The 17,490-nt window shown below is 70.0% G+C and carries 13 protein-coding genes; 4 read left to right on the plus strand and 9 right to left on the minus strand.

Features of this window, described 5'->3' with window-relative positions; genetic code table 11:
• Positions 1–23 precede the first annotated feature (23 nt).
• On the plus strand, positions 24–5,282 hold the full coding sequence (locus AC1DF3_RS09400; RefSeq protein WP_478139461.1) for an amino acid adenylation domain-containing protein: 5,259 nt from the start codon (positions 24–26) through the stop codon (positions 5,280–5,282).
• A gap of 35 nt (positions 5,283–5,317) precedes the next feature.
• A complete protein-coding gene (locus AC1DF3_RS09405) occupies positions 5,318–5,671 on the plus strand; it encodes a nuclear transport factor 2 family protein (RefSeq protein ID WP_478139462.1) in 354 nt (117 codons plus the stop codon).
• A gap of 37 nt (positions 5,672–5,708) precedes the next feature.
• Here the strand turns inward: AC1DF3_RS09405 and AC1DF3_RS09410 are convergent, their stop codons facing one another.
• The 6 genes from AC1DF3_RS09410 to AC1DF3_RS09435 are packed head-to-tail and all read right to left on the minus strand — an operon-like array spanning position 5,709 to position 13,335.
• Entirely contained in the window at positions 5,709–6,623 is a 915-nt protein-coding gene (locus AC1DF3_RS09410) for a 1-acyl-sn-glycerol-3-phosphate acyltransferase (RefSeq protein ID WP_478139463.1), read from the minus strand.
• A 52-nt stretch (positions 6,624–6,675) separates the two neighbouring features.
• Positions 6,676–8,172, minus strand: coding sequence for an efflux transporter outer membrane subunit (locus AC1DF3_RS09415; protein WP_478139464.1), 1,497 nt, complete (start codon positions 8,170–8,172; stop codon positions 6,676–6,678).
• A 19-nt stretch (positions 8,173–8,191) separates the two neighbouring features.
• The gene (locus tag AC1DF3_RS09420; RefSeq protein ID WP_478139465.1) at positions 8,192–9,322 is read right to left on the minus strand and encodes an ABC transporter permease; all 1,131 of its coding nucleotides are present in this window, start codon (positions 9,320–9,322) and stop codon (positions 8,192–8,194) included.
• A 13-nt stretch (positions 9,323–9,335) separates the two neighbouring features.
• A complete protein-coding gene (locus tag AC1DF3_RS09425) occupies positions 9,336–10,499 on the minus strand; it encodes an ABC transporter permease (protein ID WP_478139466.1) in 1,164 nt (387 codons plus the stop codon).
• The gene (locus AC1DF3_RS09430; RefSeq protein ID WP_478139467.1) at positions 10,496–12,310 is read right to left on the minus strand and encodes an ATP-binding cassette domain-containing protein; all 1,815 of its coding nucleotides are present in this window, start codon (positions 12,308–12,310) and stop codon (positions 10,496–10,498) included. The genes AC1DF3_RS09425 and AC1DF3_RS09430 overlap by 4 nt, the downstream gene beginning before the upstream one ends.
• Positions 12,310–13,335 carry an HlyD family secretion protein gene (locus AC1DF3_RS09435; protein WP_478139468.1) on the minus strand — a complete coding sequence of 342 codons (1,026 nt, stop codon included), beginning with the start codon at positions 13,333–13,335 and terminating at the stop codon, positions 12,310–12,312. Before AC1DF3_RS09435 ends, AC1DF3_RS09430 begins: the two co-directional genes overlap by 1 nt.
• A 262-nt stretch (positions 13,336–13,597) precedes the next feature.
• Between AC1DF3_RS09435 and AC1DF3_RS09440 the strand changes: the two genes are divergently transcribed.
• Both AC1DF3_RS09440 and AC1DF3_RS09445 read left to right on the plus strand, forming a co-directional pair.
• The gene (locus AC1DF3_RS09440) at positions 13,598–14,161 is read left to right on the plus strand and encodes a hypothetical protein (protein WP_478139469.1); all 564 of its coding nucleotides are present in this window, start codon (positions 13,598–13,600) and stop codon (positions 14,159–14,161) included.
• A gap of 118 nt (positions 14,162–14,279) precedes the next feature.
• Entirely contained in the window at positions 14,280–14,975 is a 696-nt protein-coding gene (locus tag AC1DF3_RS09445; protein WP_286530996.1) for a carboxypeptidase regulatory-like domain-containing protein, read from the plus strand.
• An 18-nt stretch (positions 14,976–14,993) separates the two neighbouring features.
• Here AC1DF3_RS09445 and AC1DF3_RS09450 read toward each other — a convergent pair whose 3' ends face one another.
• The 3 genes from AC1DF3_RS09450 to AC1DF3_RS09460 are packed head-to-tail and all read right to left on the minus strand — an operon-like array spanning position 14,994 to position 17,404.
• Positions 14,994–15,440 carry a desulfoferrodoxin family protein gene (locus AC1DF3_RS09450; protein ID WP_286530997.1) on the minus strand — a complete coding sequence of 149 codons (447 nt, stop codon included), beginning with the start codon at positions 15,438–15,440 and terminating at the stop codon, positions 14,994–14,996.
• Positions 15,441–15,461: 21 nt separating this feature from the next.
• On the minus strand, positions 15,462–15,836 hold the full coding sequence (locus AC1DF3_RS09455) for a response regulator (protein ID WP_286520415.1): 375 nt from the start codon (positions 15,834–15,836) through the stop codon (positions 15,462–15,464).
• Entirely contained in the window at positions 15,833–17,404 is a 1,572-nt protein-coding gene (locus AC1DF3_RS09460) for a sensor histidine kinase (RefSeq protein ID WP_286530998.1), read from the minus strand. Before AC1DF3_RS09460 ends, AC1DF3_RS09455 begins: the two co-directional genes overlap by 4 nt.
• Between the last annotated feature and the right edge of the window lie 86 nt (positions 17,405–17,490).

A 17,490-nucleotide genomic window follows, 5' to 3' on the forward strand; every position in this document is an offset into this window, starting at 1 on the left:
ACGCCGCTGGCCCCCCGTCGACCATGAACCATGACGCAGGCCTCGTGCTCCCGAACTCCCTGACCGCCGTTTTCGAGTCGCGCTGTACCGCGCACTCAGACCGTCTCGCCTACGTCTTCCTGAAGGATGACCTGTCCCCCGCTGAACATTTGAGCTATGGGGACCTGTCGATCGACTGCCACCGCCTGGCCGCCCGCCTGGGTGCGCTCGCCCGACCGGGCGAGCGCGTGCTGCTGGCCCTGCCGCCGGGTCTCGATTTCGTGCGTGCGTTCTGGGCCTGCGTGCTTTGTGGCTGCGTCGCGGTGCCGGTTCCGGCACCCGACCCGGTGCGGCTGCTGCGTTCGGCGCCGAGACTGCGCGGCATCCTCGAGGACACCGGCGCCGCGCTGGTATGGACCGCCGCCGACCTTCTCGACAGCGCGCGCCAGGTGCTCGAGCCGTCCCTGTTCGCTGCGGCGCGATGGATCTCGTCGGTCGAACTCGAGACGTCCGATCCCGGCATGCCTGGCCAGTTGCCGTTCGTCGATGCCGACGCATTGGCCTACCTCCAGTACACCTCGGGATCGACGCTTGCACCACGTGGCGTGCGCATCAGCCATGGGCAGGCGCTGGCCAACGTGCTGGCGCTCCACGTGGCGGGCCAACTCGACACCCATTCCCGCACGCTGACCTGGCTGCCGCACTTCCACGACTATGGGCTGGTCTGCGGGCTGCTGGTGCCCTTCCATGCCGGCGCCACCAGCTGGCTGATGTCGCCGCTGACCTTCCTGCGCCGACCGCTCAGGTGGCTCGAAGCCGTCGATGCCCTGCGCATCACGCACACCGGGGCGCCGATGTCGGCGTACGTGGCCTGCCTGCGGGCGCTCGCCGGTGCGCCGCTGGCCAGTGATCTTTCGTCGCTGGTGTCGCTCAGCTGCGGCGCCGAGCCGCTGCGTGCCGATGCGATCGAGCGGGTTCTCGACGTGTTCGGTGCCGCCGGCCTGCGTCCCGAAGCCTTCATGCCCGCCTACGGCATGGCCGAGACGGTGCTGGGCGTCACCTTGTCGACGACCCACCGACCGCCGCGCATGTTGGTGCTCGATGCCCATGCGCTCCAGCAGGACCGCGTCCTGCCGGCGCGGTGCGACGGCGCAGGGGCCGTCCGCAGCGTGGGTTGCGGCCTGCCGCTCATGCATACCACGCTGCGCATCGTCGACCCGGCGACCGGTGTCGTGGCAGCGCCCGACGCGGTGGGCGAGATCTGGGTGCAGTCGCCCAGCGTCGGCCAGGGCTATTGGCGCCAGCCGGAGCTGACCGAAGCCGGCTTCGGCGCGCGCCTGGCCGGTGTCGACGGGCCCTTCCTGCGCACCGGCGACCTCGGCTTCATGGCCGACGGCGAACTCTTCGTCACGGGCCGGCTGAAAGACCTGGTGATCGTCCACGGCGGCAACCACTACCCGCAAGACATCGAGTGGACGGCCGAGCATGCGCACCCGGCGCTGCGGCCCGGCTACGGTGCCGCCTTCTCGGTCGAGACGCACGATGGCGAGGCGCTGGTGCTGGCGCTCGAGACCGAGCGCCGCACCGGCGACGATGCCGCGCAGGCCGCAGCGGCCGCAGTGCGCCGTGCCATCGGCGAGGCGCACGGCCTGCCGGTCGAGGCGGTGGTGCTGGTGCGCTCCGGCTCGCTGCAGCGCAGCTCCAGCGGCAAGATCCAGCGGCGCGCCATCCGGCAGCGCTACCTTGACGGAACGCTCGACGTCCAGGCCGTCTTTGCACGGGAAGCGACGCCGCCAGGCGCCGACGACGCGGCCGACGAGGGCCGCGCGACGACGATGCACTCGATGCCGCGCGCCGCCGCCGAACAGGAGGTCTGGGAGATCTGGCGCGAGGTGCTCGACACCACCGCCTTCGGCGTGCATGAGAATTTCTTCGAGCTGGGTGGCACGTCGCTGCTGATGGCGCAGGTGGCCTCGCGCGTAAGCCAGCAGCTCGGGGTCGAGCTGCCGCTCGCGGCGTTGTTCGACCACACCAGCGTGGCGGCGCTCGCCGACCATGTCACACGCCTGCAGGCCGAGCATGGCGGCGTCGCGCCGGTGGTGCCTGTGGCCATTGCGCGCATGCCGCGTGGCGCGCCGCTGCCGGTGTCGCTGTCGCAGCGGCGCATGTGGGTCATCCAGCAGTTCGATCCGGCTTCCACGGCCTACAACGTCGCGGTCTCGCTGCGAATCCGCGGTGCGCTCGATGTGGCGCTGCTGCAGCGCGCGTTCGACTTCATGGTCGAGCGCCACGAAAGCCTGCGCACGCGCCTCGTGCTCGACGGTGTCGAGCCGATGCAGCTCATCGAACCGACGGCGCATGCACCGATCGAACGGATCGACCTGGCTGCATGCCCCGACCGGCTGGCACGCGCCCGCGCGCTGCTCGCCGAGCGGCTGGACAGGCCTTTCGAACTCGACCGCGCGCCGCTTCACCATGCCACGGTACTGCGACTGGGCGCGAGCGACCACGTGCTTCTTTGGGTGATGCACCATGCCATCGCCGACAACTGGTCCTTCGCCGTGCTGATGCGCGAGGCGCTTGGCGCCTATGCGGCGTGGAAGGAAGGCCGAGCGCATGCGCTGGATCCGGTCCCGATCGAGTACGCCGACTACGCCGCGTGGCAGCGCAGCCCCGCGTCTGTGGCGCAGCGCGTGCCGCAGATGGACTACTGGCGCGAGCGGCTCGCGCACCTGGCGCCGCTCGACCTGCCGACCGATTTCGTGCGGCCGCTGCGCCCCAGCTTCCACGGCGCACGGGTTTCCGCCATGGTGCCGGTCGGCTTGCGCACCGCCATCCGCAGGTACGGCGCCCGCGCTTCGGCCACGCCCTTCGTCGTGCTGCTCGCGGCCTTCAAGCTGATGCTCGCGCGCCAGGCGCGCAGCACCGATATCGCCGTCGGCACGCCGGTCGCCAACCGCCACCGCTTCGCTGCCGAGCACCTGGTCGGCACGCTGGTCAATACGCTGGTGATGCGCACCGACCTCGGTGGCGACCCGAGCTTCGACACGCTCGTGCAGCGCGTGCGCGCCACCGCCATCGAAGCCTATGCGCACCAGGAAGCGCCCTTCGACGAGCTGGTCGAGTCGCTCGGACACGATCGCACCGTGCACGCCGAAGGACTGGTGCGCGTGCTCTTCAACGTGCTGAACGCGCCGCTCGGCCGGCTCGACCATGCCGGCCTGGAGGTGGAGGAATTCCCCTTCGACCGCGCCACAGCGCAGTTCGACCTGTCGGTGCACATCGACACCGAGTTCACGCACCGCGTGCACTTCGAGTACTCGACCGACCTCTACGCGCATGCCACCGTCGAACGCATGCTCGAGAACTACCTCGCGCTGGTCGAGCGGCTGCTCGCCACGCCGTCGCTGCCGCTGTCGCAGATCCCGATCGTCTCGCCGGCCCAGCAGGCCATGCTGCGCAACGGCTGGGACGCCACGGAGCATCCGTTGCCCCCGGCCCAGGTGGTGCATCTGTACCTGAGTGGGGCCCGAGCGGTCGCCGACGACGCGGTGGCGGTGGTCGACGCGCGGGGCGCCATGCTCTCGTTCGGCGAACTCGAAGCCCGCGGCAATGCCCTCGCGCGCTCGCTGCGTGCTCGCGGCATCGGCCGGGGCCACCGTGTGGGCCTGGGTGTCGCCCGCGACGCCGGCCTGCTGGTGGCGCTGCTGGGCGTGCTCAAGTCGGGCGCGGCCTACGTGCCGCTCGACCCGGGGTTTCCGGAGGAGCGCCTGCGTTTCATGGCCGCAGACGCCGGCCTGTCGGCACTCGTCACGCGCGGCGTGCCGGCAGAGTGGCTCGCCTCCGCCGGCGTGCCGGTGATGGCGCTCGACATCGACTGCAGCCTGGCGCCGGAGCAGGGCGAGGCGCTGGCGCCCGATGCGTCGCAGGATGCCGGTCCGCTGGACCCGGCCTACCTGATCTACACCTCGGGCTCGACCGGCCAGCCCAAGGGCGTGGCTGTGCCGCACCGTGCGGTCGTGAACTTCCTGGCGAGCATGGCCCGGGAGCCGGGACTCGACGCCGGCGATCGCCTCGTCGCGGTCACGACGCTGTCCTTCGACATCGCGGTCCTCGAGTTGCTGCTGCCGCTGGCGGCCGGCGCGCGCGTCGTGCTGGCCGACGCGGCGCAGGTGCAAGACCCGCATTCGCTGCGGGCCCTGATCGCGCGCGAGCGCGCGACCGTCATGCAGGCCACGCCGACGCTCTGGCGCATGCTGCTCGGTGCCGGCTGGCGTCGCCCCGAAGGGGTACCGCACTTCAAGGCGCTGGTCGGTGGCGAGGCGCTGCCGGCCGCGCTGGCCGAGCAGTTGCTCGACAGCGGGGTCCAACTCTGGAACATGTACGGGCCGACGGAGACCACCGTGTGGTCCAGCGTGTGGCGCGTGACGGCGCCGCGCGACGGCATTTCCATCGGCCGGCCCATCGACAACACCGACATCCAGGTGCGCGACGCCGGCGGCCAGCTCTGCCCGATCGGCGTACCCGGCGAGCTTTGCATCGGCGGCGCGGGCGTGTCGCTCGGCTACCACCGTCGCGATGAACTCACTGCCGACCGCTTCCCGCCCGACCTCGACAGCCAGGAGCCGGGCGCGCGCTACTACCGCACCGGCGACCTGGGTCGCTGGCGCCATGACGGCTGGCTGGAGCACCTTGGACGGCTCGACCGGCAGGTGAAGCTGCGCGGCCTGCGCATCGAGCTGGGCGAGATCGAGGCCGCACTGCACGACCATTCGGCGGTGGCCGAAGCGGTTGTCGCAACCCATTCGCAGAGCGAGGACGACGTGCGCCTGGTGGCCTACATAGTCCCGCGCGGCGAGGCACCCGACCCGACCGTGCTGCGCGACCATCTGCGCACCCACCTGCCCGAGTACATGCTGCCGCAGCACTTCGTGACGCTCGACGGCCTGCCGCTGCTGCCCAACGGCAAGATCGACCGGAATGCCTTGCCGCCGCCTCGGGTCGACCCGAGGCCGGCCAACCACGCCGAGCGTGCGGCCCCGAGCACGCCTGTCGAGTGCGCCATCGCCGAGGTCTGGTGCGAACTGCTCGGGGTCGACAGCGTCGACCTGCGCGACAACTTCTTCGACCTGGGAGGCCATTCGCTGCTGGCGATGCGCGCGGTGATGGCCATCCGCGAGCGCCATGGCTGGCGGATCCAGCCGCCGCGCTTCGTCTACGAGACGCTGGGGCAGCTGGCCCGCGAGGAGAACCTCGACGCTGGCGAGGCCGCCCGGCGCGGCTTCGAACAGACGGCGAAGTAGCGCAGACCTTGGGCCATGGGCGCTACAGTGCGCCCATGACTGACGCGACCACTCTCCCTTCCGACCTTCGAGCCGCCATGCGCGAACGCGACGAAGCCTTCTATGCCGTGGATGCGGCGCAGTGGGGCAAGTACACCGCGAACGACTTCACGACTGTCCAGCAGAACGGCCAGTTCATGTCTCGGTCCGAACGGATCGGCAACCTTCAATCGCAGAAGCAGCGGCCCTATGTACCGCGCGAGCGCGAGCAACACGTACAGCAGGGCGACCTTGTGGCCACTCGCTTTTTCAGCGGTGGGCTGTGGGTCGTGGAGGTCTGGAAGCGCATCGACGGTGCATGGGCCACCGTCATGACGCAAGCCACCACGGCGACCGCCAACATGCCCTGACCCTGCGTCGGCGGCTCAGGCGGCTTGCCGGCCTGTCTCAGGCGCTGCGAACGTCGGGGTCTGCCCGACTGTAGCCTGTGCGATCGTCGGGCACCTCCGCGTCGATGAGCTGGCGCATCCGCGCCGTGATGGCCGCGGCGAGCGCCTGCGCCTCGTCCGCTCCGGCGCTCGCCGGATGGCCGAAGCTGACCCTGGCGACCAGGCCCCGGTAGCGCGGCAGCGCCACCTGCAGTGCCGCAGCGAGCTTTTCCTTGTCGCGTGCCGTGCGGCGCAGCCGCGTGAGCGGATGCCGCTGGGCGGCCGGCGAGATGACATGGCTCACCAGCGCGGGCACGAACCGCGTGGCCGGTGCCAGCCGGGCGAACAGGGCATAGCTGCCGGACCAGTTCCGCAACGACGCCGTGGCCCGCTGCGCACCGAAGGTGGCGGGGTCGGGCTCGATCTCTCCGGCAGGGAAGGTCAGCAGGGCGCCGCCTTCGTGCAAATGCCGGGCGGCGGCCCGAATGACGGCCATCCGCCCGCCATCTTCATCATCCGGCAGGAAGATCAGCTGCCGCGCGACGTTCGGCAGGGCGCGAAGAAATGGCCGATCCGCCGCGATCACCCGCAGGTCGGGACGGCACGCGAGACTGGTGAAGAGGGCGACCGTGTCGGTCATGCCCGGATGGTTCGCCAGGATGACCACCGGGCCTTGCGTCGGGACATGTTCCAGCCCCGAGGTGACGAGGCCGGCGGTCATCCGGTCCATCAGCCAGGTGCTGCCCTGCGCGAGGCCATGCTCGCCGACCCGGGTGTCGAACTCGTGCGCCGTCCGGGCGAAGCGGCGGGCCGCGGGCCGCAACAGGTGGCGCAACGGCGTGCCGCGCAGGCGCGGCACGCCGATCGCATCCAGCAGGTCGAGGATGTTGAGTTCGGTCAGGGTCTCGACCCATGGCGACGAGGCGGCGGTCATCTGACTACATCGTACGCACATGCCGGACCGACCGGCGGCTGCGCCGGGCGGGTCAGGACTTCGTCGCCAGTTCGCCGGCGCCGCCGAGCGCCTTCGACACCGCCACCAGCCCCAGCGCCAGCCGGCTCGTGCTCTCGGTGTACTCGCGCTGTGCCTGCAGCCAGGTGCGCTGGGCGTCGAGCTGCACCAGGAAGTCGGTCAGGCCGTGGTCGTAGCGCACCCGGGCCAGCTGGAGCGCGTCGCGGCTGCTGCGTTCGCGCTCGGCGAGCTGCACGTTGCGCAGCCGCTCGGCCGTGTAGGCGCTCAGGGCATCGTCGATCTCGTGCCAGGCCTTCAACACGGTCTGCTGATAGCTCACTGCCGCTTCCTGCTGCTGCAGCTCGCGCAGGGTCACGGTGGCGCGGCGGCGGCCGCCGTCGAAGATCGGCACCTGCAGGCTGGGACCGATGGACCATTGCCGGCTGCCCCAGTCGGCGAAGCTGTCGCCATCGACCGACTGGAAGCCGAAGCCCGCGCCGATGGTGATGCGCGGGTACAGGTCGGCCACCGCCACGCCGATGTTGGCGGTGGCGGCGTGCAGCTGCGCCTGGGCGACCTGGATGTCGGGCCGGCGCAGTGCCATCTCCGAAGGCAGGCCCAGCGAAAGGTCGGGCAGGGCGGCGGCAGCGGCCGCATCGGACGGGGCCGCGAGCTGCGACTGCAGCGCACCGGGCCGGTCGCCGAGCAGCAGCGTGATCTGGTTGACGGCCAGCGCTTCCTGGGCCAGCAGCTGCGGCAGGCGCGCCCGCAGATCGGCCGCCTGCGCGCTCTGGCGCGTCACGTCGAGGTCGGTCGTCAGGCCGCCGTCGGCGCGGGCCTTGACCAGGTCCAGGGTCTCCTCGGAGGCGGCGATGTCGTCGCGGGCGATCTTGATCTGGTGCTGCGCCGCACGCAGCTCGAAGTAGCGGCGCGCGACCTCGGCCTGCACGCTGAGCTGCACCTGGGCGAGCAGGGCCTGCGAGGCGCTGACGTTGGCGTCCGCGGATTCGACCGCGCGCCGAATGCGGCCCCAGAGGTCGAGCTCCCACGAGGCATCGAAGCCGGCCTGGTAGAAGTAGTGCGGCTCGCTCAGCACCTGGATCAGTTGTTCCTGGTTGGGCGGATTGATGGCGTCGAGCAGCCGCCGGGTCTCGCCGTTCTCGCTCTGGCGCAGCCGTGTGACGCCGGCGCCGGCGTTGATCTGCGGGGCCTTCTGCGATTCGACGACGCTGCGCTGTGCGCGGCTCTGCAGGAAGCGCAGCGCGGCGGTCTGCAGGTCGGCGTTGGCGGCCAGCGCGCGCGCCTCCAGCGCATCGAGCACCGGGTCGCCGAACATCGTCCAGCCGGCGGGCGGCGGCGTGTCCGTGCGCGCCTGCGGCGGGATCAGCGCCGGCGAGCCGCCGTGCCAGGCGGCAAAGCTCGGCGGCGCCGCGGGCGTCTCGGGCTTGAAGTCGGGGCCGACCGCACAACCGGCCAGCGCCAGCGCCGCCAGCCAGGCCGCGCAGTACGGGGAGCGAAGAGAGCGCGTCATGTCAATGTCCTTGAAAGCTTCAGACCAGGCGATGGCGGAACAGCCAGGCGGCCAGCGGCAGGGTGATCGCCGCGATGATGAAAAGCGGGACGAGGTTGTGCCAGACCGTGAGCAGCCCGACGCCCTCGAGATACACCCGCTGCACGAGATCGATGGCGAAACGCAGCGGGTTGGCCAGCGTCGCGATCTGCAGCGCGCGCGGCATGTTGCTCACCGGGGTGGTCAGGCCCGACAGCAGCATCATCGGCATGATCAGCACGAAGGTGTAGAGCATCGCCTGCTGCATGTTGGCCGACACGGCCGAGATCGACAGCCCGATGCCCACGCTGGCGACCGTGAAGAAGACCAGGCCGGTGTAGAGCGTGAGCAGCGACCCGGCCATCGGCACCCTGAACCACAGCAGCGTCACCAGCAGCACCAGCGTGGACTGCACCAGCCCGATGAACACCGGCGGCACTGCCTTGCCGATCATGATCTCGGTCGGCGAGAGCGGCGTGACGAGCAGCTGGTCGAAGGTGCCCTGTTCGCGTTCGCGCGCCACCGACAGCGCGGTCAGCAGCAAGGTCTGGATCATGCTGAGCGCGGCGATCATGCCCGGCATGAAGTTCCAGCGCGTCTCCAGGTTGGGGTTGAACCAGGCGCGCGATTCGATCCGCACCGGCGCCTGCGCGCCGCCATGCCGCTGGCGCCACTCGACGTTGAAGGCCTCCACGACGGAGCCGACGAAGCCCGCCGCCGAGCCGGCGGTGTTGGAGTTGCGCGCGTCGAGGATGAGCTGGATGGGCGCCTGCTCGCCGGCGTCGAGCTGCTGCTCGAACCGCGGCCCGATCTGGATGACGACCAGCGCCTCCTGGGCGTTGACGATGGGCGCGATCTGGACCGGCGAATCGAGCGTGGCGGCACGCCGGAACACGCCCGTCCCGTCGAGCTTGGCGATCAGGGCGGTCGATGCGCCGCTGCGGCTCTGGTCGAGCAGCGCGTAGTCGACATGCGTCAGGTCGTAGGTGGCGGCGTAGCCGAAGAGCAGGCTCTGCATGAGTGCCGGCACGACCAGGATCACGCGGCTGGAGGGGTCCTTGAGGATGACCAGCAGTTCCTTGCGGCAAAGGTGCGCCACACGCCGCAGGAATTCGATCAATGAGCCGTTCATGGTCGTTTGTCCTTCAGTCCAGCTTCTTGCGCGTGACGAAGCGCGCGACACCGAGCAGCACCACCGCATAGGCGAGCAGGATGGCGCAGTTGCGCAGGATCAGCGGCCACACGTTGCCCGCGAGGAAGAGCGTGCGGATCAGCTCCATGAAGTAGGTCGCCGGCAGCACCTGCCCGACGATGCGGACGGCCGTCGGCACGTTGCGCAGGTCGAACAGGAAGCCCGACAGCATCAGCGACGGCAGGAAGCTCGAGATCAGCGCCACCTGGCTGGCGAGGAACTGGTTGCGCGTGACGGAGGAGATCACGAGGCCCACGGCGACGGCGACGATCAGGTAGAGCATCGCGCTGACGACGATGACGGCGAGCGAGCCGTACATCGGCACCTCGAACAGGAAGCGTGCCGCCAGCAGGCACAGCAGCAGGCCGGCCATGCCGATGCCGAAGTACGGGATGATCTTCGCCAGCAGGATCTCCACCGGCCGCACGGGCGTGACGAACAGCGCCTCCAGCGTGCCGCGTTCCCATTCGCGCGCCATCACCAGTGCGGTGAGGAAGGCGCCGACCAGCGTCATGATGAGCACGATGAGCCCCGGCACCAGGTACCACGTGCTGTCGTTGGCCGCGTTGAACCACATGCGTTGCTCGATCGTGACCCTGCCGATGCCGGACGGCGTCCCGCCGCCGGCGCGGTCCGCCGCGCGCAGGGCATCTTGCGCCAGCGCGCTGCTCGCATAGCGCAGCACGATGGTGGCCTTGGCCGCATCGGCGCCATGCACGATCAGCTGGATGCGCGCGTCGCCCGCCGCGAGCCGGCGCGAGAAGTCGCCCGGCACGCGCACGATGCCGTCGACCTTGCGCTGGTGCATGAGCGCCTCGGCCTCGCGCATCGATGTCAGCATGACCGGCGAGATGTAGGGCGTGAGCTGCAGGCCCGATACCGCCTGCACCGCGGTGGGAGAGGTGTCTTCGAGCACCACCGCGATCGGCGCGTTCTTGACGTCGAGCGAGAGCCCGTAGCCGAAGATCAGGATCAGCAGGATGGGCAGCAGGATGCCGATCGCCAGGCTGCTGGGGTCGCGCATCAATTGGCGGGATTCCTTGCGCGTGAGCGCGATCAGCCGGGGCCAGAAGCGGCTGCGCGGCGCGTCGGGCTGCGGCTGGGCAGGTACGGTCATGCGCTGGCTCCTCGCAGGGGCGCGGCCGGTGCCCGGTCGCGCGCCGCCGGCGTGGATCTCTGGCCGGCTTCGCGCGCATGCCTGACGATGTCGATGAAGGCGTCTTCCATGCTGAGCCGGCTGTCGGCCGCGCTGCCGGCCTGCACGCGCACCTCCCGCGGCGTGCCGATGGCGAGCAGCTTGCCGGCGTCCTGGATCACGATGCGGTCGCAGTACTCGGCCTCTTCCATGAAGTGGGTGGTGATGATCACGGTCACGCCGCCGGCGGCCAGCGCCGTGATGCGCCGCCAGAACTCGCGCCGTGCCAGCGGATCGGTGCCGCTGGTGGGCTCGTCCAGAAACAGGATCTCGGGTTCGTGCAGCAGTCCGGTCGCCATCGCCAGGCGCTGCTTGAAGCCGCCGGGCAGCTGGCCGCTGGTGGCGCTCTCCTGGCCCACCAGGTCGAACTGGCGCAGCACGGTCCGGATGCGATCCTGCAGACGGTCGCCGCGCAGGCCGTAGGCGCCGCCGAAGAATTGCAGGTTCTCGGCCACCGTGAGATTGCCGTAGAGCGCGAACTTCTGCGAGACGTAGCCGATGCGCGCCCGTGCCTGGGCGCGCGCGGTGCGCAGGTTGACGCCGGCCACCTGCAGGAAGCCGCTGCTGGCCGGCAGCAGGCCGCAGAGCATCCGGAAGGTGGTGGTCTTGCCGGCGCCGTTGGGGCCGAGCAGGCCGAATATCTCGCCGCGGCGAACGTCGAAGCTGGTGCTCGCCACGGCGGTGAAGTCGCCGAACTTGCGCACCAGGTCTTTCACCTGGATGACGACTTCGGCCGTGTCGGCGGCGACGGGCTGCGTTGCGGGCTGCGGGTGCTCGCCGGGGGCGGCCTGCTGCGCGCGCAGCAGCGCCATGAAGCCGTCCTCGAGGCGCGCCGCCACCGGCTGGGCCGGTGCGCCGGCCAGCAGCGCGTCGACCGCTCCGGCCGGCGCATCGGGCCGCCGGATGAAGCGCACTTCGCCGCCTTGCGGCACGGCGTCGATGATCGATGCGGGCGCGTCGAGCAGGCGGGCCTGCAGCGTTCGCGGCGCGGTGCCCGTGGGCGGCGTGGCGACGAAACAGAGATCACTCGCGTTGTCGCGGATCTCGCCGGGCGAGCCTTGCGCGATGAGCTTGCCGCCATGCAGCACGAAGACCTGGGCACAGCGCTCGGCCTCGTCGAGGTAGGCGGTGCTGACGATCACCGACAGATGTTCTTCGTCGACCAGCTGCTGCACGATCTGCCAGAGCTCGCGCCGCGACAACGGGTCGACGCCCACCGTCGGCTCGTCGAGCAGCAGCAGCGCCGGCGAGCGCACCAGCGTGCAGGCCAGCCCCAGCTTCTGCTTCATGCCGCCGGAGAGCTTGCCGGCGGGGCGCGCGGTGAAGCGCCCGAGATCGGTCATCTCCATCAGGCGGGCGTAGCGCGCTTGCCGCGCGGCCCGCTCGACGCCGTGCAGGTCGGCGTAGAGGTCGAGGTTCTCCTGCACGCTGAGGTCTTCGTAGAGGCCGAAACGCTGCGGCATGTAGCTGATGCGGTCCTGCACCGCCTGCGGATCCTTCGCGACGTCGATGCCGAGCACCTGCAGCGCGCCTTCGTCGGCCCGCATCAGGCCGGCGGCCAGGCGCAGCAGCGTGGTCTTGCCGGCGCCGTCCGGGCCGACCAGCGCGGTGAGGGTTCCGGCCGGCACTTCGAGCGACACGTCGTCGAGCGCGCGCACCGGGGCCGCCACGCCCTTGATCTGGAAGCGCTTGTGCAGGCCTCGGCCCGCGAGCGCCGGCCCGGTGCCGGCCATCAGGGCCTGCTCCCCGCGTTCGTCGAGCCCGCGTCCAGCGCGAGCCGCACCGTCACGGGCATGCCGAGGCGCAGCCGGTCGCCCGGGTCGTCGGCCAGCACCCGGATCTCATAGACCAGGCTGCTGCGCAACGCTTCGGTCTGCACGGTCTTGGGCGTGAACTCGGCCACCGACGAGATGTAGCCGACCTTGCCGCCCAGCGGCTCGCCGGGGTGGCTGTCGGTCGCCAGCGTGGCGGCCATGCCGGGCCTGATCCGGCCCAGGTCGGCCTCGGTGACATACGCCCGGACCCACTTGGGATCGGTGATCGCGAGCGTGAACACAGGGCGCTGCGGCGACGCCATGTCACCGGGCTCCATGAGGCGCGCGCGCACCACCGCATCGATCGGCGCGACCAGCCGCGCTTCCTGCAACTGGTGCCGCAGCACCGCCAGGCCGGCGGTGGCCACATCGAGCTGCGCCTGGGCCTGCGCGATGTCTTCCTTGCGCGGGCCGGTGACCACCAGCTGCTGCGCCTTGCGTGCGTTCTCCAGCTGCGCGTCGGCGACCTTTCGGCGCGCCTGCGCGGCGTCCAGGTCCTGCTGGCTGACGGCGCGGCCGGCGGTGGTCTGGCGGATGCCCTGCATCCGCTCGAGCTGCTGGCGGGCCAGCTCGGCGTCGGCCTGTGCGGCGGCAACCTGGGCGCGCGACTGCGCCACCTCTTCGGGACGGCTGCCGGCCTTGAGCCGCTGCAGCACCTGCGCCTGGCTGGCGATCTGGGCCTCGGCCTGGGCCGCCTGCAGCTGCAGGGTGCGGGTGTCGAGCTCGCCCAGCACCTGCCCGGCCGTCACGCGGTCGCCTTCCTGGACCGAGAGCCTGGCGATGCGCTCGCTGCCATTGAAGGCCAGAGAGACCTGGCGCAGATCGACATTGCCGTAGAGCACGAGCTGGTGCGGATCGGCTGGCTGGCGGTTGAAGTACCAGATGGCGAACGCGCCCGCAGCGAGGAGGGCGACGGCACCGGCAACGAGGGGTTTCTTGTTCATGGGCGGCTCTCGGATGAGTGGCCTGATGATATCAAATTCAAATTCAAATTCAAACTTATTTTGAAGGGTGCGGACTGCTTGCCGCCCGCCGGGCCGGCACAGGTGGATTGCTGCCAAATTGCGTGAACTATGTCAATGTGGAGAGCGTTAACTTCCCGCACCGGCCGGATCGGCGCACCGACTTCTCTTAAAGTCCAGCCAAAGGCAACGACGTTCGGAACAAGCCCGGGGAATCAGCCCCGCGCGCCCCGCGAAGCCCTTCATGACGTTCAAGAAACTCCGGATCACCGGGCCCGGGGCTGTCCCCTACCAGCTCGGTCAGCCCATGCATGTGTACGACGCCAACGTTCTGCTGGGAACGCTGGATCCCGTGCCCGTGGCCAATGGCGGAACGCAAATCCACATCGAGCATTTCCAGCCGACCCGGGTCGTGCGGGACGAACAGCGGCATGTCGGGCGGCTGGTGTTCCTCGAGATCTGTGCCTTCGTCTCCGAGCACTTCCATCAGGTTCAGGCGATCAGCTTCGCGTTCACCCGCGACGTCAGCATCCTCGGCGGCGGCGTCCAGCAGGCCGCCGCCCGCATCGAGACCATGGACCGCATCGGCGCCATCAACGTCCGGATCCGGCCCAAGCCCGATGCGCTGCCGGGCCAGTTCGTCGTCACCGGCGTCTGGGCCTACAGCGAGTCCAGCATGGCGGCGCTGCGCGTCGTGCTCGAAGAGCAGCGCGCGCTCTATCGCGATCGCCCGATGGCCATCGGCGTGGCGGACAAGCCGGGTGTGCGGGCGGCGCTGCGGCGCCTGATCTCGCGGCGCAGCGGGTAGGGCGAACAGGCCCTCGGCGTCCTACGCCGAATGACGTCGCCGTCGCCCCACTTCGGCGTATTGACGCCCCGGCCAGCCCGGCAATACTCGGTGCCAGGCGACCCAAGGGGGATTTCCGTTGAATCCAGCCCGCATCCTCACGCTTCTGGCGCTGCTGCCCCTGGGCTGCGGCCTGGCCGGACACGCCCTCGCCGGCGAGCTGCGCGGGCGGGTGGTGTTCGCGGGCCCGGCACCGGCGCCGGTCAAGGTGCCGGTCACGATCGACCAGTACCTGTGCGGCAACGAGAAACCCGCCGACGACCTGCAGTTGTCCGCCGCCAAGGAGATCCGCAACGCGGTGGTCTGGATCGAGACGCCACCGCCCGGCGCGCCGCTGCCGCCTCGCACCGAGAAGGTGGAACTCGACCAGAAGGGCTGCACCTTCGTGCCGCGGGTCGTGGTCGTGCCGGTCGGCGGCACGGTGGATTTCCTCAACAGCGACCGGCTGCTTCACAACATCCACGCGACGCCGAAGCGCAACGTGTCGTTCAACCGCACGCAGCCGATGGGGCGGACGATCCCGGTCACCTTCGCCGAGCCCGAGATCGTGCGCATCAACTGCGACCTGCATGCCTGGATGGTGGCCTGGGTGGTGGTGGCGGCGCACCCCTACTATGCGGTCACGGGCGCCGACGGGCGCTTCGCCTTCGACAAGCTGCCGCCGGGCCCGTACAAGCTGCAGATCTGGCACGAGCGCCTCGGCATGGTGCCGGCCAGCGTGACGGTCGGCGACCAGCAGCCGGCGCAGGTCACGGTCGAGATGAAGCCGCGCTGAGCGGCCCGGCACAGGTTCTCAGGGCAGCACGCTGATCTTCTTCGACGCCTCCCAGGCCGCGGAATGGGTGGGCTCGGCCACCGCGCGCAGCGAGCCGCCCTCGTCGAGTGCCACCGTGAAGGTCACGGTCGGTGCCGAATACACCGGGTGCAGGTAGGCGCGCGCGATTTCCACCGAGTCCTTGTAGAGCGCGATGTAGCGCACGAAGTGCTCCTGCAGCGAGGGGTGCTGCGAGCCGACGCCGACGTTCACCGTCACGTTGAACCAGGCACCGCGCCGGACGCTGTCGGGCGCGGTGATCTTCGGCGTGTGCTTGGGGTCGACGGCGGTGTGGATCTGCCGGAACTCCGGCGTGAACTGCTGCGCCTGGTCTTCTTCGGCCCGTGCGGGCGCATAGGCGGCGAGCAGCCCCAGCAGCAGCAGCATGTGGCCGCCGCCGGCGGCCGTGCGGATGGTCTTCGTCATGCGACCTCCCTGGCGTTGGCCTCAGAGACCCGGCAGGAACTGCTTCACCATGGCGAGCAGCGCGCTCGGGCTGTAGGGTTTGGCGAGATAGCTCGCGGCGCCCGCCTGCATCGCTTTCTCGCGGTCGCCGCTCAGGGCGTACGAGGTGATGACGATGATCGGGATGTGGCGCGTCGGCGCCTCGGTAGTCAGGAGTCGGGTGGCGTCGAGTCCCGACATCTTCGGCAGTTGCACGTCCATCAGGATCAGGTCGGGCAGCTCCTGCCGCGCCAGGGCGACGCCGGTCTCGCCGTCGCCCGCCTCGATCAGGCGGCAGGGCGATCGGCTGAGCAGCTGCCGCACGATCTTGCGGTTGTACTCGTTGTCCTCGACGTAGAGGATCTTGCGCTCGCTCATGAACCGCCTTCCCCCGCGCGCAGCGGCACGGAAAACATGAACCGGGAGCCCTTGCCCAGTTCGCTCTCGACCCAGATGCGGCCGCCCAGGCGCTCGACGAACTTCTTCGAGATGCTGAGGCCCAGCCCGGTGCCGCCGAACTCCCGCGTGATGGTGGTGTCGACCTGGCGGAACTCGGTGAAGATGTTGTCGAGCTCGTGGGCCGCGATGCCGATGCCGGTGTCGGCGACGCAATAGACCAGCTGGTCGCCGACCTGCTCGACGGCGATGTCGACGCTGCCCTGGCGCGTGAACTTCAGCGCGTTGCCCGCCAGGTTAGTCAGGCACTGGGTGAGACGGCCGCTGTCGCCGCGCGCCACCGGCAGGTCGTCCGGCACATGGGCCGTGAACGCCAGGCCCTTCTCGGCCGCGATCGAGCGCAGCGAGCTGCGCACCGTGTTCACCACGTCGCCGACCGAGTAGTCCTCGAGCGCGACTTCCATCCGGCCGGCCTCGATCTTCGACAGGTCGAGCACGTCGTTGATGAGCCGCAGCAGGTTGCGTCCGTTGACCTGGATGTCGGTCAGCGGTTCCTTCAGCACCTCCGGCACCTCTCCATAGATGCCGTCGATCATCATCTCGCTGAAGCCGAGGATCGCGTTCATGGGGGTGCGCAGCTCGTGGCTCATGTTGGCCAGGAACTCGCTCTTGGCCTGGCTGGCGCGCGACAGCTGCTCGTTGAGGTCCACGAGCTTGGCGGCGGCCTGCCGCTGGGAGTCGTCGAGACGATGCAGTTGCTGGCTCATGTGGTTCATCCGGTCGGCGAGCGTTCCGAATTCGTCACGGTTGGGGACCGAGATTTTGCGCCCGAAGTTGCCCGCCGCGACATCGTCCAGATAGCCATGGGCCGCGCGCACCGGCAGGATGAACGACCAGGAGATCACGAAGCCGCAGAGCCAGGCCAGCAGCACGGCGCTGACCGCGAACACGCAGGTCAGCACCAGCGCGCGGCGGTTGGCGGCGTCGACACTGTCGCGCAGGCGCGCCATCCGGTTCTGCTCCGCGTCCACCAGCTGGCCCATGCGCTGCGCGATCTCGGCGTCGAGGCGCTCCTCGCGCTGCAGCAGCTCGCCCGTGATGTCCGCCAGCTTGCCGTCGCGGATCGCGTTGGCGATGTCGGCCACCACGCCCATGGCGTCGTCCTGCGAAGCGCGGATCTGGTCGATCAGCCCCTTCTGGCCCGCGGTCGCGGCGGTGTCGAGCTTGGCCAGGGTCTCGTTGAAGCGATTGTTCTCGCGCAGTATCCGCTCGATCGAGGCCTCGTCCTTCGACAGCAGCGCCAGCGCCGTGAAGTGCATCTGCCGGCCCAGCGCGTACTGGCTCTGCTGCGACCAGCTGACCCGCTCGTGGGCCTGGTCGAGCAGGCGGCTCTGGGCGGTGGTGTTCAGGTGCAGCAGCAGGCTGGCGACCGCCATCGCGATGAACAGCAGCGTGATGATCAGGAAGGCGACCAGCAGCTTGGTGTGGACCGAGGCCCGGACGTGCGCGACCCGCAGCACCAGCCAGGCAAATGGTGACCGCTTGAGCACGCGCGTAACAAGCTGTTCAAGTTTGATGGCCAGGCCTCCGCTGCGCAGGCCGCATCGCCTTGTGGATCGGGTGCGAAGCCGCTACA

The organism is Variovorax sp. 10N432 (assembly GCF_056394465.1).